Annotated in this window: 20 protein-coding genes; 12 read left to right on the top strand and 8 right to left on the bottom strand. The window is 67.6% G+C overall.

The features are described from left to right. The first annotated feature begins 89 nt into the window (after positions 1-89). Together NBW77_RS18545 and NBW77_RS18540 are read left to right on the top strand one after the other, a co-directional pair. The gene (locus NBW77_RS18545; RefSeq protein WP_131747853.1) at positions 90-470 is read left to right on the top strand and encodes an Rv0250c family protein; all 381 of its coding nucleotides are present in this window, start codon (positions 90-92) and stop codon (positions 468-470) included. Between the two features lie 76 nt (positions 471-546). Next, entirely contained in the window at positions 547-1,371 is an 825-nt protein-coding gene (locus NBW77_RS18540; RefSeq protein WP_242606036.1) for an ABC transporter ATP-binding protein, read from the top strand. A gap of 38 nt (positions 1,372-1,409) precedes the next feature. Here the strand turns inward: NBW77_RS18540 and NBW77_RS18535 are convergent, their stop codons facing one another. Then, on the bottom strand, positions 1,410-1,835 hold the full coding sequence (locus tag NBW77_RS18535) for a PIN domain-containing protein (RefSeq protein ID WP_131747849.1): 426 nt from the start codon (positions 1,833-1,835) through the stop codon (positions 1,410-1,412). A 408-nt stretch (positions 1,836-2,243) separates the two neighbouring features. Between NBW77_RS18535 and NBW77_RS18530 the strand changes: the two genes are divergently transcribed. Further along, complete coding sequence (locus tag NBW77_RS18530; RefSeq protein ID WP_131747847.1) at positions 2,244-2,585, top strand: histone-like nucleoid-structuring protein Lsr2; 342 nt, start codon at positions 2,244-2,246, stop codon at positions 2,583-2,585. Positions 2,586-2,788: 203 nt separating this feature from the next. Here the strand turns inward: NBW77_RS18530 and NBW77_RS18525 are convergent, their stop codons facing one another. After that, entirely contained in the window at positions 2,789-4,219 is a 1,431-nt protein-coding gene (locus NBW77_RS18525; RefSeq protein WP_131748072.1) for an aminopeptidase P family protein, read from the bottom strand. 426 nt (positions 4,220-4,645) lie between these two features. On the opposite strand from NBW77_RS18525, the gene NBW77_RS18520 reads away from it, so the two are divergent. Next, a complete protein-coding gene (locus tag NBW77_RS18520) occupies positions 4,646-5,701 on the top strand; it encodes a CaiB/BaiF CoA transferase family protein (RefSeq protein ID WP_250280067.1) in 1,056 nt (351 codons plus the stop codon). A gap of 312 nt (positions 5,702-6,013) precedes the next feature. Next, positions 6,014-7,171, top strand: a complete 1,158-nt coding sequence (locus NBW77_RS18515) for an LCP family protein (RefSeq protein WP_131748070.1) — start codon at positions 6,014-6,016, stop codon at positions 7,169-7,171. A 23-nt stretch (positions 7,172-7,194) separates the two neighbouring features. Here NBW77_RS18515 and NBW77_RS18510 read toward each other — a convergent pair whose 3' ends face one another. The 3 genes from NBW77_RS18510 to sepH all read right to left on the bottom strand — a co-directional run bounded on the left by NBW77_RS18510 (position 7,195) and on the right by sepH (position 10,200). Further along, positions 7,195-8,133, bottom strand: coding sequence for a YihY/virulence factor BrkB family protein (locus NBW77_RS18510; protein WP_131747844.1), 939 nt, complete (start codon positions 8,131-8,133; stop codon positions 7,195-7,197). Positions 8,134-8,548: 415 nt separating this feature from the next. Further along, complete coding sequence (locus NBW77_RS18505; RefSeq protein WP_131747842.1) at positions 8,549-8,752, bottom strand: DUF7455 domain-containing protein; 204 nt, start codon at positions 8,750-8,752, stop codon at positions 8,549-8,551. A gap of 182 nt (positions 8,753-8,934) precedes the next feature. Next, positions 8,935-10,200, bottom strand: a complete 1,266-nt coding sequence (sepH, locus tag NBW77_RS18500) for a septation protein SepH (RefSeq protein WP_250280066.1) — start codon at positions 10,198-10,200, stop codon at positions 8,935-8,937. A 184-nt stretch (positions 10,201-10,384) separates the two neighbouring features. Here sepH and NBW77_RS18495 point away from each other — a divergent pair, with 184 nt between their 5' ends. Continuing rightward, the gene (locus NBW77_RS18495; protein WP_165486251.1) at positions 10,385-10,522 is read left to right on the top strand and encodes a hypothetical protein; all 138 of its coding nucleotides are present in this window, start codon (positions 10,385-10,387) and stop codon (positions 10,520-10,522) included. On the opposite strand, the gene ppgK is transcribed toward NBW77_RS18495, so the two are convergent. Continuing rightward, positions 10,491-11,306 carry a polyphosphate--glucose phosphotransferase gene (gene ppgK, locus NBW77_RS18490; protein WP_131747840.1) on the bottom strand — a complete coding sequence of 272 codons (816 nt, stop codon included), beginning with the start codon at positions 11,304-11,306 and terminating at the stop codon, positions 10,491-10,493. The genes NBW77_RS18495 and ppgK overlap by 32 nt on opposite strands. 217 nt (positions 11,307-11,523) lie before the next feature. On the opposite strand from ppgK, the gene moaA reads away from it, so the two are divergent. From moaA to NBW77_RS18475, 3 genes are read left to right on the top strand one after another with little or no spacing between them, the layout of a single operon-like run. After that, the gene (gene moaA / locus NBW77_RS18485; RefSeq protein WP_131747838.1) at positions 11,524-12,510 is read left to right on the top strand and encodes a GTP 3',8-cyclase MoaA; all 987 of its coding nucleotides are present in this window, start codon (positions 11,524-11,526) and stop codon (positions 12,508-12,510) included. Beyond that, complete coding sequence (gene mobA / locus NBW77_RS18480; RefSeq protein ID WP_131747836.1) at positions 12,507-13,205, top strand: molybdenum cofactor guanylyltransferase; 699 nt, start codon at positions 12,507-12,509, stop codon at positions 13,203-13,205. The genes moaA and mobA overlap by 4 nt, the downstream gene beginning before the upstream one ends. Continuing rightward, positions 13,202-13,453: a DUF6457 domain-containing protein gene (locus NBW77_RS18475; protein ID WP_250280065.1), complete on the top strand. Its 252-nt coding sequence runs from the start codon at positions 13,202-13,204 to the stop codon at positions 13,451-13,453. The genes mobA and NBW77_RS18475 overlap by 4 nt, the downstream gene beginning before the upstream one ends. Before the next feature lie 37 nt (positions 13,454-13,490). Here NBW77_RS18475 and NBW77_RS18470 read toward each other — a convergent pair whose 3' ends face one another. Beyond that, on the bottom strand, positions 13,491-14,000 hold the full coding sequence (locus NBW77_RS18470; protein WP_250280064.1) for a hypothetical protein: 510 nt from the start codon (positions 13,998-14,000) through the stop codon (positions 13,491-13,493). Between the two features lie 616 nt (positions 14,001-14,616). Between NBW77_RS18470 and NBW77_RS18465 the strand changes: the two genes are divergently transcribed. Beyond that, positions 14,617-15,309, top strand: coding sequence for a hypothetical protein (locus NBW77_RS18465; protein WP_131747832.1), 693 nt, complete (start codon positions 14,617-14,619; stop codon positions 15,307-15,309). An 11-nt stretch (positions 15,310-15,320) separates the two neighbouring features. Continuing rightward, positions 15,321-17,663 (top strand): AAA family ATPase, encoded by a 2,343-nt coding sequence (locus NBW77_RS18460; protein ID WP_131747830.1) that lies wholly within the window; start codon positions 15,321-15,323, stop codon positions 17,661-17,663. Here the strand turns inward: NBW77_RS18460 and NBW77_RS18455 are convergent. After that, a complete protein-coding gene (locus NBW77_RS18455) occupies positions 17,557-18,927 on the bottom strand; it encodes an MFS transporter (RefSeq protein WP_131747828.1) in 1,371 nt (456 codons plus the stop codon). The two genes, NBW77_RS18460 and NBW77_RS18455, sit on opposite strands and share 107 nt — an antisense overlap. Positions 18,928-19,385: 458 nt before the next feature. Between NBW77_RS18455 and NBW77_RS18450 the strand changes: the two genes are divergently transcribed. After that, positions 19,386-20,461: O-acetylhomoserine aminocarboxypropyltransferase/cysteine synthase family protein (locus NBW77_RS18450; protein WP_242606034.1), on the top strand; the 1,076-nt coding region annotated here is incomplete at its 3' end.

The following is a 20,461-nucleotide window of genomic DNA, read 5'->3' as shown; positions in this document are numbered from 1 at the left end:
AGCGAGACTCATGCGTGGTATCCGTCGGCGTCCGGACTGGCACGGTCCGCGACCGGCGATCTCACCCACCACCTGAGCGAGGTGCATCGTTGAGCAGCACCGCTGAACATCTCGAGGTCGCAAGGCGTGCGGTGGAGGAGGCCCGACGCCGGATCGGGGCGCTCCACGCGTCCTCCGGACATCGCCTGACCGCACGGATAGAGGTCGCGATCAGGCGGGTTGTGGAGGACCTCGACGATCTGGCGGCCGATCTCGTCGTACCCGTCGACTCTGTTCAGGGTGGTCATTCGCCGACGGCCGCCGCCGTCGGCGCGGGTCATGGACCGCCACGGCGCCGCGGCCGGATACCGGTACCGCCTCGTCAGAATGAACCGGAATTCCATCCGGAGTGCGATGACGAAGGGCTGTCGGGCGGTTGGCAGCCTGCCGCCCGCATGTCGAACCCGCCCCGTCGCCGCCGGCTGTTCTGAGAAGTCGGTCACCCCCACGGCGGACACAGCATCCCGGTCGGCTCTGCGCCCCGATGGGGCGCGTAACGTGAGCGCCGTGCCCGACGTGGTGTTGCGCCTGGACGCTGTAACCGTTGTGAGAGACGGCGCGACGCTGCTTTCTGACATCCACTGGACTGTCGCGGACGGTGAGCGTTGGGTGATTCTCGGGCCGAACGGCGCCGGGAAGACAACCCTGCTTCAGGTTGCGGCGAGCCGGGTTTTCCCGACTCTGGGAACGGTCGAGCTGCTCGGCGGCCGACTCGGTGAGATCGATGTCTTCGACCTTCGAAGTCGGGTGGGCCTGGCGAGTTCCGCAGTGGCGGACGTCCTGCCCACCCATGAACGCGTCATCGACGTGGTCATGACCGCCGCGTGGTCCGTTGTCGGGCGCGCGGGCGAAAAGTACGCCGACGACGACCTGCGCCGGGCACGGGATCTGCTTGTGCAGGTCGGGTGCAGGAATCTCATCGAGCGGCGATACGGCACTTTGTCCGAAGGAGAGCGCAAACGCGTCCAGATCGCTCGTGCGCTGATGACGGACCCCGAGCTACTTCTGATGGACGAACCGGCCGCCGGGCTCGATCTGGGGGCACGTGAGGCCCTGCTGCGCCATCTCACCCGGCTGGTCGCGGACCCCCTGTCGCCGGTGACCGTAATTGTCAGCCACCACGTCGAGGAAATTCCGCCGGGCATCACCCACGCGCTGCTGTTGCGCGCGGGCAGCGTGGCGGCTGCGGGGCCGGTCGCGACGACCCTGACGGGTCCGTTGCTGTCGGCGTGCTTCGGCATTCCCCTGAAGGTCAGCGTCAGCGCCGGCAGGTTCGCGGCGTGGATGCTTCCTGTCCCCGGAGGTCCGGAGCGGCCCGCTACGTCGGTCTGAGCCGGTCCTGAGGGGCCTTCAGGGGCCTTCAGGGGCCTTCAGACCGGGCCGGTGTCGTCGAGAACAGCCCACAGCCATCCTGGCCTCACCACGGTCGCGCCCGCTGCCTGAGCACGGCCACGAAGCTCCCGGTCGGCAGTGATGACAAATACCGGACCGGGCTGTCGGTGGATTTGGTCGATGACGGCGTCGTCACCCGATCCGGTCGCGTGGATGACGACGAGCCGGGTGGTGTCCGTGTCCGGCCCGGCCGCGACCCCGGCCCGGGCCGTGCCCTCCAATACCAGGACCACCCGATCGGGCGGTTCGGGGCCGCCGGGTGTTCGCGGCACGTATGTGCCTGCGCAGAACCCGGACAAGCGTTGGTGGAGGCGTAGGGCGGCGGCTGCGCGGTCGCGCCACCATCCGTCCGGTCGTGCCCCGATCACATTTGCCGCATCGACGATCCATGTCCGCGCATCCACCGCACGCCTCGCTCTCTACCAGACCGTGAATCGGATGAGCCCATCCCCGGCCCGTACGTGGTGTAAGACATTCGCTGCCGCGCATCCTTGATGGCGTTGCGTGGTGCTCACTCCGCCTTCCGGACCGTGACGTCCTTGTCTGCGCCGACCACCGGCGTTTCGGATCGGAAGTCGCGATTCGGCGACAACTCATGATCAAAAATTATCCTGACGGTGGCATCGGGTCCTTTGGTAGACGTGACTCACGTCTACCCGAGGGGTGTTGTGTGGCGTCGATGACGCCTCCGGTGGCATGTCCGGAGGCGATGGCAGTCGCGCGTGTCCGAAGCAGCCGTTACAGTTCTTCCTGATGACGTGGTAATACTAGTCCCGAGAGTTCCGCGGTTCGCTGACCTGAAGGAGAGTGGCATGGCGCAGAAGACCATCGTGTCGTTGATTGACGATCTCGATGGACACGAGGCTGACGAGACTGTTCGGTTCGGACTGGACGGCGCTTCGTACGAGATCGATCTGTCCGAGAAGAACGCCACCAAGCTGCGTGAGTCGTTGGCTCCGTTCGTTGGAGCGGCGCGTCGCTCTGGTGGCCGGGCAACTGCCGCCCGGCGTGGGCCGCGTGGCGCTTCTCGCCGTACCGGTGGTACCGACCGTACTGCCGACATTCGCGAGTGGGCGCGCGCTAACGGCTACACGGTCAGTGACCGTGGCCGTATCGCTTCCAACATCGTCGAGGCGTACGACAAGGCTCACTGAGTGGCTCTCGGTCGCATTCGCCGTGGGTGCGACCGAGTAGTGGTCCATGGACCTGTGGGGGTCGGCCGCGGTGTGGTGCCAGTATGCGGAGGTCAAACCCCTGGTTGGTACCGCTTGCGTCCTATATGGGGGCATGTGACGAGAACTGTTTCCTGGGCGACGGGTTGAGAAGTCGACAACCTGTCGCCCAGGTCATGTCGGGCTCAGCCCGTCCGATGCCGGGCCATCCAGCTTTCCACCGCCGTCGACGTACGGGGAAGAGCCTCGGACAGGTTGCGGTGGCCATCGGTGGTGACGAGAATGTCGTCCTCAATGCGGACCCCGATCCCACGCAGCTCCGGGGGCACCGTAATGTCGTCAGGTTGGAAGTACAGTCCTGGTTCGACCGTCAGTACCATCCCGGCTACCAGCGGCGCGTCGCGGTAGGCCTCATCCCGGGCCTGGGCGCAGTCGTGGACGTCGAGTCCCAACATATGTGACGTTGAGTGCAGGGTATATCTGCGATGCAGGCCCGCGTTCGGGGCTTCCGGAGCTTCCGAGAGGGACTCGTCGACGCTCACCGGAAGCAGCCCCCAGTCGTGCAGCGCCTCAGCTATCACCCGCATTGCGGCCCGGTGCGGGTCGAGGAACTTCACCCCCGGACCCACTGCGTCGATTCCGGCCTGTTGGGCCGCATGGACCACGTCGTATACCCGACGCTGCACGTCGCTGAAATGTCCGTCCACGGGAAGTGTGCGTGTGATGTCGGCGGTGTAAAGCGAACGGGACTCCACACCCATGTCCAGTAGCGCGAGGTCGCCACTGCACACCGGCCCGTCGTCACGGACCCAGTGCAGCGTTGTGGCGTGATGGCCGCAGGCGACGATGGACCCGTACCCGACGTCGTTGCCGTCGACTCGAGCGCGACGCCAGAACGTGCCTTCCAGCCACCGTTCACCGTTCGGCAGGGCCATCGCGTGGCCCATCTCACGCACGCACTCGGAAAACCCGAGCACGGTCGCGGCGACCGCGTTCTCCAGCATCGCCGTCTCGTGATCGTCTTTGACCAGTCGCAGCTCGGAGAGGGTCTGTGCCAGCTCCAGGTCACGGTCGGCCGGGCCGCCGGAACCACGGTCGGACCTGGCCGGGCCGAAAGGCACGTACCGCAGAACCTGGCGGTCCACCCGCGGGTCCATCCCGCGCAGCACCCGGGTCGTCGCCGGCGACAGCCGGCCCAGAGCTTCGGTGAGTTCGCCGAGCGGCCGGCATTCGATCTCGAGGGTCACCGACCTTTCCCGCATGCCGGGTCGCGGGCCGACCCACAGTTCGCCGTAACGCCGATCGGTGTAGAAGGCCGGGGTGGAGCGGTCCGAGCGGTCGGCGACATACAGGACCGCGTCGTGATCGCCGGCCGCGCTTGGATGGAGAATCACCACCGCGTCGGGTTCGTGACAACCGGTCAGCCAGAAGAAGTCGCTTCCAGGCCGGAACGGGTAATCTGTGTCGTTTGCTCGCACCTGAAGTCCGCCGCTGGGCACCACCAGTGTGTCGGACGGGAACCGCGATCCCAACAGTGCGCGGCGCTTGGCCGCGTAGGGAACTACATCGGCACGAGCCGGTGTCACGGCGGGTGTCGGAGCCCATCCGCTGGCCATGAATCGACGGAAGGCGGCCTGTGGCTGTTGGTCGTGGCCGGCCTGGCCCTTGTCGACTTCGTCTTCGCTTACTTCGTCCTCGCCGGCCTGGTCTTCGCCGTTGAAACCGGACGACACATCCGCCGTGGATGTGTCGTCCGCTGCCGTGGCCGGCCCCACCGGGTCCGTCGATGACACGGCGGGGGGCGCGGTCTGCGCTGTGGTGGTACTGCCGAGGACCGCGGTTTGACTATCAGCGACGGTAAGGCGCTGGGACCTGTCGGGAGAAGGCGGGGTTCCACCTGGGCACGCACTCATAGTTCCAACGGTAGGCCGCGCCGGCCCGTAACGGGTAGCGTCCGAGGAGTGCCGATGTCATGCGGTCCCATGGATGGTCTTCTTGTTGTCGATCTCACTCGGGTATTGGCAGGGCCGTTAGCCACTCTGATGCTCGCTGATCTCGGCGCTCGCGTCATCAAGGTCGAACGCCCCGGCCACGGAGATGACTCTCGCTCATACGGTCCGTTCAAGGACGATCGGTCGCTCTACTTCGCCCGGGTGAACCGTGGCAAACAGTCGGTTGCGCTCGATCTGAAGGATCCGGTCGATCACGCGACGTTACTCTCTATCATCGACCGGGCCGATGTGCTCGTGGAGAACTTCCGTCCCGGTGTGATGGACCGGCTCGGTCTCGGTTGGGATACGTTGTCGCAGCGTAATCCTCGGTTGGTATACGCGAGCATCTCAGGCTTCGGGCAGACCGGGCCGTGGCGAAACCGACCCGCCTACGACGCGGTCGTGCAGGCCGCCACCGGTATTATGTCGATCACCGGTTCGCCGGACGGCGAACCGGTGAAGCCAGGGATCCCGATCGCGGACCTGGCTGCCGGTCTGTACGCCTTCGGCGCGATCGGAGCGGCGTTGCATGGACGGACGGCGACCGGTCGCGGTACCCATATCGACATCGCCATGTTCGATGCCACACTGTCGTTGCTCGAGGGTGCCGCATTGTCCTATCTGGCGACCGGCACAACCCCACCACGCATAGGCAACGCACATTACTCGATCGCGCCGTTCGACACGTTCGCGTGTGCGGACCGCAGCATTGTGATCTGCGCCGCGAACGATGGACTCTTCGGAAAGTTGTGCCGTGCACTGGATCGCCCGGATCTCGGCACCGATCCCCGGTATGCCACCAACGGCGCGCGACTGTCAGCTCGGGACACGTTCAAACGCGAGGTGGAGGACACTCTTCGCACCCGACCGGCGGCCGAATGGCTGCCGGTTCTGGACGAAGCGGGCGTCCCGTGCGGCCTTATCAACGATGTCGCGGAGGCGGTGTCCTCGGATCAGGCTGATTTCCGCCGCATGGTGGTGGCGGCCGGCGGTCTTCCCCTGCCTGGCAATCCGGTGAAGATGACGGACTGGCCGGACCCGTTCGAGCGGCCGCCCGCGCCCGGACTTGACGCCGACGGTCCCGCCATCCGGGCGGAGTTCGGCTGACCGTAGCCGGCCGGACGGGGGCCACGGCGGTCACCGGCGTCGCGGACCTGACACCCATGATTGGGAACCTGCGGTCAGGCGCGGGTCGTCCAGAGGGTTGGCGCCACAGGACCCACCAGTCCAGCGGCGCTGCGATGGTGGGGCGGACGAGGGGACGTGGCCATGACGTGGCCTCCGGACGGGTTGGGCCGTTCCGCCACGCAACGGCGGGGCGGCATCGGCCCCGGGCCGGGCTTACCCGGTGGGTCACCCGACGGTCAGCTCCCGGGCCCGCGGCAGCCCCCGACTTCCACCCGACGGCGGGTGGCCATCATGGTGGCGGCGCTGGCGTCGGTACTGGTACTGGCCGCCTCCTGCGGTGGGTGGCTGGTACTTCGGTACTACGACGGGAAGGTCCACCGCGTCCCACTGACCTTCTCCCCGTCCGTCCGGCGGCCGGCGGCGGCCGGCGGTGGCACACAGAACATCCTCATGGTCGGCTCGGACAGCCGTGCCGGTACGGGTGGCGAGTTCGGCGAGGTCGAGGGCCAGCGTTCGGACACCACGATCCTCGTCCATCTGGACGCGGACGGTTCCACCACCCTGGTCTCGTTCCCACGCGACCTCTGGGTGACGATCCCCGGCTACACCGACTCCTCCGGGCGCGGCCACGCGAGCCAGAAAGCGAAGCTCAACGCCGCTTTCGCACTGGGCGGGCCTTCTCTGCTGATGGCCACCCTGGAGACGCTGACGAAGATTCGTATCGATCACTACCTACAGATCGATTTCATCGGCTTCCAGCGGATGACCGACGCTCTCGGCGGGGTGACCGTATGCGTGAAGCCGTTGCCCGGCGGGAGCACGAGTAACCTCGACGACCGAATGTCGGGATGGCACGGCCATGTCGGTGACAACGTGTTGAACGGCGAGCAGGCACTTGCCTTCGTCCGACAGCGCTACGGCCTGCCGGAAGGCGACCTCGACCGGATCCGGCGCCAGCAGCAGTTCATCGGCGTGGTCTTCCGGTCGGCTACATCGACCAGCACGCTCACCAGTCCCGCGAAGCTGACCTCGTTTCTGGACGCGGCCACCTCGTCCATCACGGTTGATGACGGCACGTCCCTGGCGGATCTGCAGCCGCTCGCGGTCCGGTTACACGGCATCGGCACCCCGGGTGTGCGTTTCACGACGGTCCCGGCATCACCTGGCCAGCTCGGCGGCCAGTCGGTGCTGCTCACCGACCCGAACAAACTGGCGGCCTTCCTCGCCGATCTCGGTGCGGCACCCCCGACCGCGAGCGCTTCGCTGCCGAACATCGTCTCCGTGTCTGCTGTCGAGCCTGCCGCCCTTACCGCCGTCATGGCTCCGGTGGCAGCCCGAGCTCCGGCTACCATCAGGACCTCGCCTGCGACGAAGGCGCCGCTTACGACCAAGGCGCCGGGCGCTGCGACAGCCCCGGGTGCGGGTGCTGCAGGTTCCTGCACCTACTGAGGTGCCTGTTGAACCCGGGGCGCCTACTGAACCCGTGACCGGCGCAGCCGGAAACGGGAGTGCCACGGCCGGCCGGCGGTGCTCCGGCTGGATGGTGGTATGGCATCCGCCGGTACGGGCGCGGGCTCGACCACCTCGTCGATGGCGGCATTGAGCTCGGCTCCGAGCAGGACGGCAAGCGCGGTGATGTAGAAGAACAGCAGCGCGGCGACCGGTGCCGCCACCGAGCCGTAGATCAGTTCATGGCCGAAGACGGTCTCCAGGTAGAGCCGCAGCAGGTAACTGCCGACGATCCAGAGCACCAGCGCGAGCAGTCCGCCCGGCAGGGCCCGCCGCCATGGGCGCCGGGATGGCAGCGACAGGTGGTACAGCGAGGTGAGCATCCCCAGGGAGAGCAGCGCCACCACCGGCCAGAACAGGATCTTCAACAACCAGTCCACGACGTGGTGGTGTTCGGCGTTCAGGATCTGGGCGATCAGGCCCGGTCCGAGAACCAGCGCGGGTAGGAGTATCACCCCGCTGGTTACCTGGGTGATGTAGAGCCGGAGCGCCAGCAGCCGGCTGCGGACCGCTGAGCGCAGCTCACGCTGTCCGTAGGCGATGGTGATGGTGTTCACGTAGGTGGACATCGCGGACGAGCCGGTCCACAACGACAGCAGGAAGCCAATCGAGATCACATCTGGACGGCCGTGCGTGAGGATCTCGTTGATGGTCGGACGAACCACGTCGTCGACGACCGACGGCGTGAGTAGATCGTTGGCGCCGGAGAGGAGACTTTGCCGGACGCTTTCGACAGCGTCCCCACCGACAGCGTCCCCGACATAGCCGATCGTGCCCAGGATCGCCAGCAGTAAGGGGGGAAGGGATAGCAACTGCCAGAAGCCGGCTTCGGCTGCCAGGCCCAGCACCCGGTCACGCCATGCGCCGGCGACGGTCTGCCGGACAAGAATAAATGCACGCATGGACACCCGTCCGCGCGAGGTGGCCACTGCCGCCACTGCCGCCGGTGTCACAGCCGGTGATGGCGGAAGGCTCGATGGACGAGGAGGGGCCGGGCGTACCAGCGCAGGTGACGGCGACGGTTCGGACACAGGACCAGTCAACGGTGGCACGACGGGACGCATCTTGTTCGCCATCGACACGGCACCCACGGTACGGCCCCCGGCCAGCGGACACACTGGGGGATAACAGTAGGCCTCGAGTGGGATCTGCTGGCGGTCACCGGCATCACCCGGCGTCTCGATACGGATAACGGAGGCATGTCGCCTGTTGGCGCGCCATGCCTCCGGACGACATCAAAATGCCCCCGCCGACAGGGCTCCGTAGGTGTCCGCGGGGGTCAGGCAGAGGGGTCCGTTCCGCCGAACGGCGGACGATTCAGGGTGAAATGGTCAGTTTGTCGGATTCATCATGGTATTCGATCGCCATGGCCCGCAGCTTCGAGTCGTGGGACTTGGCGTGGTGTCGGCAGAAGAGCAGTTCGCCGCCACCGGGAAGCACGACCCGCACATACGCCTGCGCGCCGCACCGGTCGCACCGGTCGAGGTTGGTCAGCGTCGGTTTGGTAGTGGTTCCAGTCACACCATCTTCAACAGTCTTCGTCGGGATTTGGTTCCAGCCCGCTGGTGTGACGGTTCCCTCACGACAGAACTGGCAATTGACCCTCGCTGAAGCCCCTGGACATGCTGTCTTCCAGTTGTTGGGCTTCCGGCTTCCGGGTGTTGTTCTCCTGGCTGTTGTTCTTCCGGGCGTCGGGGGGTGTCCTACGGGCGTCGTGCGCCGAAGACGATGTCGTCCCAGGCCGGCACGGACTTGCGACCTCGACGACCGCCGGAGGCACGCTCCGACGTACGGCCGGATGTCGCGGGCCGCCCCCGGGCCGCCGGCTGCTGTGCCGTGGCTTCGTCGACGTCGGATTCCGGGTCATCACCTGGCGTTGCCTGCGGCTGCGGGTCCGACTCGGCGACTTTCCGCAACGGCGCATCGTCCGTCAGCCCGGTTTCGGCCGGTGCGGGCAGCGGGTCGGCTGGTGCCGGGCCGGAGGGCACGGGGTCCGGCACGACCGACTTGGGCGTCGCCGGGGCGACAGCATCCACGGAAACACCCGTAGCGCCTGGCCCTGGCCGAGTACCCCGCGCGGGGGCCGCCGACACCGGAGAGGGCTCGGGACTCGATGACGCCGCTCTGCCGACCATCGGGGTGGTCACGGCCGGTGCGCGATCAGCAGGTGCCCCGCCCCGGGCGGCGGGTCGTGACGTCCCGTGCGTGCGCCCCCGCGCCGCGGCCGGCTGGATCGGCGTGGGCGGCACTGAAACGGCGACCGGGGCCCCGGTCGTCTGAGACGGCACGCTTGACGCAACCGGTGTCGCGGGCGTGGTGGTGGGTTGCTGCACGAGGGTAAGGGCCGGGGCGGCCGGCCGAACCGCGGCCGAGGGCGCGGGCTGCGGGGAGACGGCGGGCTCGACCGGCGTTTCCGGAGCTACCAGTGCCCGGGCCGCATCGTCGTGCGGGCGAACGCGGCGAACGACCGGGTCCCAGGTCCAGCGTGCGCACCGGCTTTCCGACGTGAGTTGGACGAGCCAGATCCCGTCGACGCGGCGCCAGGCATCCCACTGGGCGCCATCCGGGTTGTCCTGCGCAGCCATCAGACGTGCGTCGACCACCTCGCCCAGCGGCCGGCCGGGCGTGCCGCCGGGGTCCTTGGGCAGCAGCGCGGCACGCGCCTCCTGCACCACCCGGGCCCGTTCGGCAAGAACCGGACCCTCATACCGTTCCACCCGTTCGACCGGGATGCCCGCGACCCGCGCTACTTCGGCGGCGGTCTCGCCAGCCCGAAGGCGGGCCTGGATCTCTCGGGGAGTCAGCGCGCTTTCCTGGCGGACCTCGCTGCGTCGAGCCCCGCGCAACGCAGCGCGAAGCCGGTCGTCGACCGGCACCCGGAACTTCTCCGTATCGGGTCCGCTCGCGATGTCGGCGAGCACGAGGTAGCCGCCGTCCTCGCTGAGCGCGACCGCTCGCAGCTCACGCATGGCGCCTCCTCATCGGGGTCGTCCGAGTCCGCCGCGGCATGTTCCATCGCGGTGACTGCCCGGACCGTCGAACCCGCCGCCCATGCCTACACCCACACCTTGCCATCGGCACACCCATGGTGTCTCACCCCGGCGTCCGACACGCTCTGTCGGAGTCCATGCAGACGTCGGAGTGCGCGCGGGTATGGTCCCCGAGACGATGGTCCTCGACGAAATACCGGTCGGCCTGCTGCGTACCCACCGGGTGGACGTGGCAGCAGCTCGGCTCGTCGGCGGTTGTCTCGTCGTGTTCAGGGACGGCGACCTCCAGGAGGTCGGGTAGCGGGCGGGCGGCGGCGGGGCGGTCTGACCGCTGCCTTCGGACGGGTCTGGTCGCCGACAGCAGCGAACAGCGCCGCACCGACAATTCCTGCCTCGTTCTGCAGCTGCGCCGGAACAATCTTCGTGCGCACGTCGAGGTGGTCGAGGAAACGGTCCGCCTTTCGGCTTGCGCCGCCCCCGATGATGATGAGATCCGGCCACAGCAGCGCCTCCAGGGCGCTCAGATAGCGAGTGACCCGCTTCGCCCACTTCTCCCAGGAAAGATCGTCGCGTTCGCGCGCGGCGTCGGAGGCCTTCATCTCCGCATCGTGTCCACCGATCTCCAGGTGACCGAGCTCGGTATTCGGTACGAGCTGGCCGTGCAGGAACAGCGCCGTACCGATACCGGTGCCGAAGGTCGTCATGATGACGACACCACCGACGTCGCGACCGGCTCCGAAGGTCATTTCGGCGACCCCGGCCGCGTCCGCGTCGTTCAGCACGGCGACCCCGCCGGGCAGCACCGATCCAAGTACCCCCGCGACGTCGGTGTTCACCCAGCCCGGGTCGACGTTGGCCGCGGTCCTTGCGACACCGCCCTTGATGACAGCGGGAAAGGTGGCCCCGACCGCACCCGTCCAGCCGAAGTGCGCCACGACATCGGCGACGGTCTTGGATACGGCGGCCGGCTCTGCCGGTTGCGGCGTGGGTAGTCGGAAGCGGGGCGCGGCGAGCTTTCCCTCGTCGATGTCGACGGGCGCACCCTTGATGCCGGTACCACCGATATCGACGCCGAAGACCTGCATTTCGCCTGTGCCCTCCCGTTGCCGCGACCGACGCTGGGCGTACCCGGACCCGACACGTGCCGCGCGCAGCGCGGCACCGCGGGAACCGCCCGGTCAACCCGGTGCCCACTCCACCATAGATCCGCACACGTCGCCGGCCCATCCGAGTGTGACACCGATTCCGATGTCGTCCTGGGCGACGGGTGCCTGCCGTGGTAAAGGTGCCTAGGCTGAGAAGGTGACTTTGCGGGATTCCTTCGGCCGGGTGGCCACCGATCTACGGTTGTCGCTGACCGACCGCTGCAACCTGCGGTGCACCTACTGCATGCCCGCTGACGGTCTGGCCTGGATGCCGAGGGAGGAGCAGCTGACCGATGACGAGGTTGTTCGTCTCGTCCACATAGCCGTGACCCGACTCGGCGTCGACGAGGTCAGACTGACCGGCGGAGAGCCGACGGTCCGGCCCCACCTGGTCGACATCGTCGCCCGACTGTCGGATCTGCGTCCCCGTCCCCGGCTGTCGATGACCACCAACGGCACCTCGCTCACCCGCCTGGCCGGGGCGTTGCGTGCGGCCGGCCTGGACCGGGTCAACGTGTCCCTCGACACGCTGTCGGCCGACCGGTATCTGGCGATCACGAACCGGGACCGGCTGGCGGACGCGCAGGCCGGGCTGGCTGCGGCGGTCGCGGCGGGGCTGACCCCGGTGAAGGTCAACGCGGTGCTGCTGCGTGGGGTCAACGACGACGAGGCGCCGGCCCTGCTGCGGTGGTGCCTCGACCGGGGCTATGCCCTGCGCTTCATCGAACAGATGCCGCTGGACCCCCAGCACTCCTGGAACCGGGGTGTGATGGTGACCGGGGCGGAGATCCTGGCCAGCCTGCGAACCGAGTTCACGGTGACCGCGCTGTCCGGTCGGGGCAGTGCACCCGCCGAGGTGTTCGCCGTCGACGGGGGCCCCGGTACGGTCGGGGTGATCGGTTCGGTGACGGCGCCGTTCTGCGCCGCCTGCGACCGGGTCCGGCTCACCGCCGACGGGCAGGTCCGCTCCTGCCTGTTCGCGCGGGAGGAGACCGACCTGCGTGTTGCGATGCGAGCCGGGGCTGATGACGCCCGGCTTGCGGCGTTGTGGGTGGCGGCGGTCCGGGGCAAGCGCGCCGGGCACGGGATCGACGGTCCCGCCTTCGTGCAGCCGGTGCGGCCGATGTCGGCGATCGGCGGATGAGCTGGGACGCAGTGGTGCTGGCCGGCGGCTCGGCCCGCAGGCTCGGCGGTGTCGACAAGCCTCGGGTGACGATCGGTGGCCGGACCCTGCTGGAACGCGTCCTCGCCGCGGTGGACGACGCCCGTGGGATCATCGTCGTGGGCCCACCACGTCCTGTCCCGGGGCCGCGTCCGATCATCTGGACGCGTGAGCACCCGCTCGGCGGGGGGCCGGTTGCCGCGCTTGCCGCCGGTCTGGAGCTGGTGAGGGCACCCCTCGTCGCCGTGCTCGCGGCCGATCTGCCGTTTCTGGCGGCGGAAACGGTAGGCGCGCTCGTACGGGCCGCTGGTGGCGGTGACGACGGCAGCGACGTCGACGGTGGCGGTGACGACGGCAGCGCTGACCGGGCCGCCCACGGCGATGCCCCGCAGGGTGCCCTGTTGGTCGATCCACCGGGCCGCCACCAGTATCTGGCCGGGGTGTGGCGGACCGGCGCGCTGCGCGGGCAGCTGCCGGCAGTCACCTACGGCGTCCCGTTGCGAGATGTTCTGTCGGGGCTTCGGACGGTGGTGCTTCCCGTCGACGCCCGCACCGCGCTGGACTGTGACGAGCCGGCGGACGTCGAACGCGCACGGCAGTGGGCGGAGACGCCCGGGTCGGAGATGCCCGGGTCGGGGGCACCGACTGGCCGGAGCCAGGCCAGGATGGATGGGTGAACCCTCTCGATGACTGGGTGGTTGACGCGGCCGGCGCGCTGGGCCTCGACCCGGCGAGCCTTGACATCGCAGGTGTTCTTGACCTTGCCCGTGATGTCGCGCACAACGTCGCGAGACCGGCCGCCCCTGTGACCGCGTTCCTGGTCGGTCTCGCGGCCGGGCGGGACGGCGGTGATCCGGACGCTGTCCGGCTGGCCACCGAGCGGGTGTTTGCCCTCCTCGCGGCCCGAGCCGGTACCGGCGGCTGACCTCGACGGGTCCGCTCAGCGTCCGTTCGGTGTCCGTTCAGCGCACCCAGACCGGGCCGTCGTCCAGGAACGCCCGCATGTCGATGGCCATGGTGTGCGCGGCATCCGGGTCGTCCGGCCGCAGAATCTGCGGGCTTGACCAGGACAGCACGTCGTCCGCTACAGGTGATTCCCACTTACGGCGTGGTGGCCGGTGGTGTGGGTCGACGGGTCGGACACGGGGCAGCGCCATCGTGACCGCCTCGCCGTCGAGGCGGTCGCCGGAACCGAAGGCCGGGGAATCGGCGGATGCCTGTGATCGTGACCGGGCCCGGGTGGTGACGATGGCCTGGTCCAGAGCTCCGAGCCCGGCAATCACCACGAGCGCCGGCACGGCGAAGAACGCCGGTCGCCACATGGTCAGCGTCACGAGAGCGAAGACGAGCACAATCGTGGCCGCTCCGATCGCGTGGCGTTGCGCAGGTGGCAGTGCCGGGACCTTCCGCCCGTGTCGGTAGTGCGCCACGAGTCCGAGTGTGCCCCATCGTCGTCGTGTTCGCGTCACCACTGTTGTTGATTTTTCCGATATCGTCCGCTTCGCCGGCCTGATCGGTATAGCTGGTGTTGTCTGCGCCGGGACTCCTGTGGCGGGACTCCGACGATGGGACTCGGCGTGAACGGGCCGAGGCGGCAGAGGTCGGCTTTCAGTAAAGTTCTCGACTGCGGTGCGTAGCCGTCCCATGGGCCGTCATGGTAGCCGGGGGTGGCGTAGAGCGTTCTCTGCCGTGCGGAGAGTCATGATGATGCCGTGCTGTTTCGGTAAGGGCGGGAGTTGCCTGCCAAGTTCTTCCGGCGGATGTTGGCCGCCATGAACGGCGATACCGTGAAGCGGATGTTTTTGTACCGGGACGCTCCTGTACGACAAAACGGATGTTGATCACATTTGGTCCGTCCCGATCGGGACGGGTTCGACGGAGCGGATTGCACTCGGCCCGCTTCAATTAATGATCTACCGGATCCGGGTCGACCGACGGCACCGGGACCGACGGCACCGGAACTGCCGGTGTCGAGACTATTGCGTCTTCACGGTTTCCTCGGAGAAGGTGCCACGCAGGGGGGCTGTGCTGCACCATAGGCTCAGCCTCATCACATTCTGGAGGTTGGCTGTGGGTAGGAGAAGCGGCATGCTGCGGGAACGCGTCCTGGCGGTTGTGTCGGTGCTCCTCGCCGCTCTCCTTCTCCTTGCCGGCTGCGGCTCCGCTCGTTACCAGTATGTGACGAACAAGGGCGCGGGGACGTTTCTCAAGATCCCGACCTCCTGGCGGCACCAGGTCCTGTTCGGCCCCGCCTACATCGGGATCGACGCCCGCAACGTCAGTCCCGAGGCGGCCCGCGTGCTGGCCTCCCGTGAGTGGCTCGTGGGGATCGACGCCGCGGCGAAGTTCGACGACAAGAACCTGCTGCTCCCGGATGCGACCCAACCGAAGGGATTCGTGCAGGTCCGCCAGCTCCTGCCGGAGGAGGCGGCGACGTTGTCCACCAATGACCTGCGCAATCTCTTTGTCTCCATCGACCAGGAGGAACAGGCGCAGGTGGAGGCGGTCCGAACGGACCCCCAGGGCGCGCGGCTGGCGCCGCACTTCCTCCTGTTCGCCGACGAGGTCGTCCACAAGGGGGGCGGTGTTCACGGTGTTCACCTGGTCTACCAGCTTCGGCTGAACAACGGGCTCGTCACCTTTGACCAGACGAGCCTGCTCGATCAGGACCAGACCGTGCTCTATCAGCTTGTGTTTGCCTGCTCGTCCTGGTGCTACGCCGAGCACGGCGCCGAAATCCAGAAGGTCCAGACATCGTTCACGATCAAGCCGATAACCTGAGGGTAGAGATCATGAATCAGACCTCGCCGGCGCAGCCACCCCTGATCGGCCCCGCGGCACCGCCGCAGGCTGCGGCGAACCCGCCGGTGCGCAAGCGTCTGGTCCTGTGGGACAGGGTGAAGTTCCTCATCCTGTTCGGCGTTCTGTTCGTGTTCGTGGTGGCCGCGGCCATGTCGGACAACCCGATCATGGGCTGGGTCGACGCCGTGCGCGAGCAGGCGTCGACGAGCTGGTGGCTGCTGGCGCTGATCGTGATCGAGGTCGTCCGCCAGGTCCACATGTTCACCGGTGAGCGATCCTCGGGCTACTACGTCTTCTGGACCGACACCGTCTTCGGTCGCTTCGAGCGTCGGCTGCTCCGGCTGAACGACTGGAACCGCTACCGCATCAGTCGCACGCTGAAGTGGGTCGCGGTCTTCGCGGTCTTCGCGTTCGTCTACGCCCGGATCAAGAACGACTCGGTCCTTAACGCTCTCGTCAGACTCCCGGGTGACATCTGGCACGCGGCTCCGTTCGTGGTGCAGATCGTTCTGATCATGACCATCACGATCGGGCAGTTCGCGCTGCTGTTCTGGTTCCTCTCCCGTGGTGGCGTGGACGTCTACTTCCCCGAGGACATCAAGACCCGGTTCTCCGACGTCTGGGGGCAGGACCACGTCCTGTCCAGGGTCAAGGAGGCGGTCTTCCACCTGGAGAAGCCCCAGGAGATCGAAAGCCGGGGCGGATACGTGCCCGGTGGCATCCTGCTGTGGGGGCCGCCCGGCACCGGCAAGACCCTGATCGCCGAGGCGGTCGCCGGCGAGACCGGGAAACCCTACGTGTTCGTCGACCCGGGGGCCTTCCAGGCGATGTTCTTCGGTGTCGGCGTGATGAAGGTCAAGAGTCTGTTCCGGAAGCTGCGCAAGCTCTCCCTGCGGTACGGCGGCGTGATCGTGTTCTTCGATGAGGCCGATACCCTGGGTAACCGTGGTCAGTTGACCGGCGACTTCGGACGGGCCAACCCATCCGGACAGGCCGGTGGCGGCCGGGTCGGGCTGATCGATCCCGCCAACGCGTGCAACGGGATGGCGTACGCCAGCGCGTCGACGCGCCGGAACCTGGCCGAGGCCCAGTTCGTGGTTCCCAACGGCGGCGGTGGCGGCCAGTCCAGCTTCGACGGGACGCTGCAGGCGCTGCTGACCGAGATCTCGGGTCTGAAGAAGCCGCGTGGCTTTCTCAACCGGGTGGTGCGCCGTGCTCTCGGCATGCGACCGAAGCCGCCGCCGAAGTACCGAATTATGATCATGATGGCGACGAACATGCCGCAGTCGCTGGACGAGGCGCTGCTTCGTCCAGGCCGGATCGACCGCATCTACAAGGTCGGTTACCCGAGCAAGGAGGGCCGGGTGCGGACCTTCCGGGGATACCTGGAGAAGGTCAACCACGAGGTGAGCCCGGCCCAGGTCGAGCGGCTCGCCGTCATGAGCCCCTACGCCACCGGCGCGAGCATCAAGGACATGGTCAACGAGGCGCTCATTCAGGCGATCAAGGCCGGCCGGGAGGTCGTGACCTGGAAGGATCTGTTGCGAGCCAAGTCGATCAAAGAGCATGGCCTGCCCGACGACCACGAGTACGTGGAACGGGAACGCCACAGCGTCGCGTTGCACGAGGCATGCCATGCCGTGGTCATGTACCGGCTGCAGAAGCACATGGCGATTGACATGGCGACCATCGAACGCCGCGGGGACACCGGCGGCTTCGTCGCCCCGGTGCCGTTGGAGGACCGGTTCGTCGACTGGCGGTCCGAGGTCGAGATCGATGTGATGACGTTCCTGGCCTCCATCGTCGGCGAGCGGATGTTCTTCGACGGTGACCACACCCAGGGCGTCGGCGGAGACCTGCACGCCGCCACCGAACTGGTCGCGCGCAGCATCGGTAGGCACGCCATGGGCAGCACCCTCGTCTCGCGTCCCGCCCTGGCCTCGGGTCTCGGCAGCAATGCCGCGTACTCCGGAAGCAGCCCGGGCTACCTCGGCGGCGGGTTCGTCGACGAGGTGGAGGCGAAGCTGCAGGAACTCTACGAACGGACGGAGGTGATCCTGTCGGCCAACCGCCGGGAGGTGCTCGCGGTGACCCACGCATTGGAGACGAACAAGACGATCACCGGTGAGGATGTCGAGGCGATCATGGAGGGTACGCTCGGCCCCACCCTGGACGGTCGTCGCTACCACGAACCCGACTTCCTCCACCTGGCTGAGGAGTACCACTTCAGTGCGGTCCAGGCACACCGGGGTCATCAGACCGAACAGTTGCAGCTACCCGAACTTGGCAGGGCGGCTGCCTCGGCGGCGCCGCCGTCGGAGCGGACCGACTGACCGGCCGATCGGACAGATGCCGCGCGCCGTACCAGGCCGCGGCCAGGGCGGCGAGTCCTCCGGTGGCCAGTCCCGCACGAGCCCCGAGCTGCTCGCTGATCCATCCGATCGTCGGGCCGCCGACGGGGGTGCTGCCTAGAAAGGCCACGGTCCACAACGCCATGACCCGGCCACGCATGTGCGGTTCGGACGCCAACTGGAGTGCCGCGTTGCCGGCGGACAGGAACGCGACGCTGCCTGCGCCGACCAGCACCATGGCGGCAGCGGCGAGATGGACCTCCGGCGCGCTTGAGGCAAGCAGGATGACGGCGCCGAAGCCCGCCGCGGAGACCACCAGGGTCCGAAGGCTTGCTCGGCTCCGCCTGGCGACGAACAGCCCGCCGATCACCGCGCCGACGCCCATCGCGCCGGTGAGCAGCCCGTAGGTGCCGGCCCCGCCATGGAACACCACCCGGCCGAGCAGGGGAAGTACGACCTGGAACTCGTAGGCGAGCGTGCCGATGACGGCCATCATGGCCAGTGGTACCCGCAGCGCCGGGGTGCGCAGGACATACCCGAAGCCCTCCCGGACCTGGCCCCGGGCGCGGGGTAGCGGGTCCCGGCGGCGAAGTGCCCGTGGGTCCATGCGGGTCAGCGAGACGATGACCGCGAGGAACGACACCGCGTTGACCATGAAACACACGCCGGTACCGGCGACGGCGATCAGCACTCCGGCAACCCCCGGCCCGACCGCCCGAGCCGCGTTGACCACTACCGAGTTGAGTGATATGGCGTTTGCCAGTACGTCCGCGCCGACCATCTCGTGGACAAAGCTCTGCCGGGTCGGGTTGTCGACCGCATTGACGGCGCCGAGTCCGGCCGCCACCAGGGCCACCATCCACAACTGGACGACGCCGGTGAGGTCGAGTACGGCGAGACCGGCAGCCAGCAGCCCGGACGTCAACTGGGTGTAGACAAGCAGACGTCGCTTGTCGGCGCGATCGGCGAGGAGCCCTCCATAGGCGCCGAGTAGTAGAACCGGCGCGAACTGCGCGGCCGTGATGAGTCCGAGCACCGTACCCGATGCCCCCAACTGAAGCACCAGCCAGCCCAATGCGACGGCCTGCATCCAGGTGCCGACCAGTGACACCGCCTGTCCGCCCAGGTAGATGCGGTAATTCGGGACGGACAGCGCGAGCAGGGCGCGACGGGGTCGGGTCCGGGGCCGCCAGGGGTGGGGGCGAACACGGTACGTGTCGCTCTTGCAAGGTATATCCGTGGTCATGGGTATATCGCCTAATACGGTCATCGTTCCTTCCTGTCGCCGCGGGTGATGTCTTCACGGGTGACAACCATGTCGTCCATTTATTTATTTCATATCAGCTAACTATCTTGGTGGGTGTCATCCTGCGGATGGGGCATCGCCGGCGCCACGGACCGGTGGATCGGACGGACGAAGTCCGCTACCTGCTACTAGATCCCGGACCGTGCACCCTCAGTCGAGTGTCCTGCGTGACATCCGGGGGTGCGTTGCGTGCCTGACGGCCGTGTGCCGGATGAACGACGAGGCCTGTTGTTCCATCTGACGGCCGCCAGTGATGTTCCAGTCCATGTCGGCCGTGACCCGGGGGTCGCGTCCGTCCCGGTGTGAGCGCCAGCGCGGCCCATCCGCAGCGCCGCCGTTCATCTTCGGGGAGGACCCGTTCCATGTCAGCAGACAGCTGGTCATTCGAAACCCGCTAGATCCACGCGGGTGCCCAGCCCGACCCGACGACCGGGGCGCGTGCCGTCCCGATCTACCAGACGACGAGCTACGTCTTCAGGGACACCGACCACGCCGCCGCGTTGTTCGCACTCGGCGAGCCGGGCAACATCTATACCCGGATCATGAATCCGACGCAGGACGTCCTCGAGCAGCGGATCAACGTGCTGGAGGGTGGTGTCGGAGCGCTTGCGGTGTCCTCCGGCCAGGCCGCCGAGACCCTGGCGATCCTGAACCTGGCCGAGTCCGGCGACCACGTCGTGTCCTCGGCGAGTCTGTACGGCGGCACCTACAACCTGTTCCACTACACGCTGCCCAAACTCGGCATCGAGGTCAGCTTCGTCGACGACCCGGACGACCTCGCCGCGTGGCGCGCCGCGATCCGTCCCGGCACCAAGGCGTTCTACGGTGAGACCATCGGCAATCCCAAGGGTGACGTCCTCGACACCGCCGGGATCGCCGAGGTCGGCCACGCCGCCGGCATCCCGCTCATCGTCGACAACACGCTGGCCACGCCGTATCTCTACCGGCCGATCGAGCACGGAGCGGACATCGTCGTGCACTCGGCGACGAAGTTCATCGGCGGCCACGGCACCACGATCGGTGGTGTGATCGTCGATGGTGGACGCTTCGACTACGGGGCGTCGGGCCGATTCGCGAACTTCACCACACCGGACCCGAACTATCACGGCCTGGTCTACTGGGACGCTCTCGGTCACGGCTCCTACATCGCCAAGGCCCGTGTCCAACTGCTGCGGGACATCGGCGCGGCGATCTCGCCATTCAACGCGTTTCTCCTGCTCCAGGGCCTGGAGACGTTGTCATTGCGGATCGAGCGGCACACCTCCAACGCCCAGCGTGTGGCGGAATGGCTTGCCGGGCGTGATGATGTCAGCTGGGTCAACTACCCGGGGTTGTCGTCCTCGAAATGGTACGACCGGGCACAGCGTGTGCTACCGAAAGGGGCCGGCGCGATCCTGTCGTTCGGGATCGCCGGCGGTCTCGCCGCAGGAAAGAAGTTCGTCGAAGGCGTTGAACTGTTCAGCCATCTCGCCAA

Origin of the sequence: Frankia sp. Cppng1_Ct_nod (assembly GCF_920656135.1) — a bacterium.
GTDB lineage: Bacteria > Actinomycetota > Actinomycetes > Frankiales > Frankiaceae > Protofrankia > Protofrankia meridionalis.
Note: the sequence above shows the minus strand (reverse complement) of the source record. Positions and strands in the feature narration are given on the sequence as shown.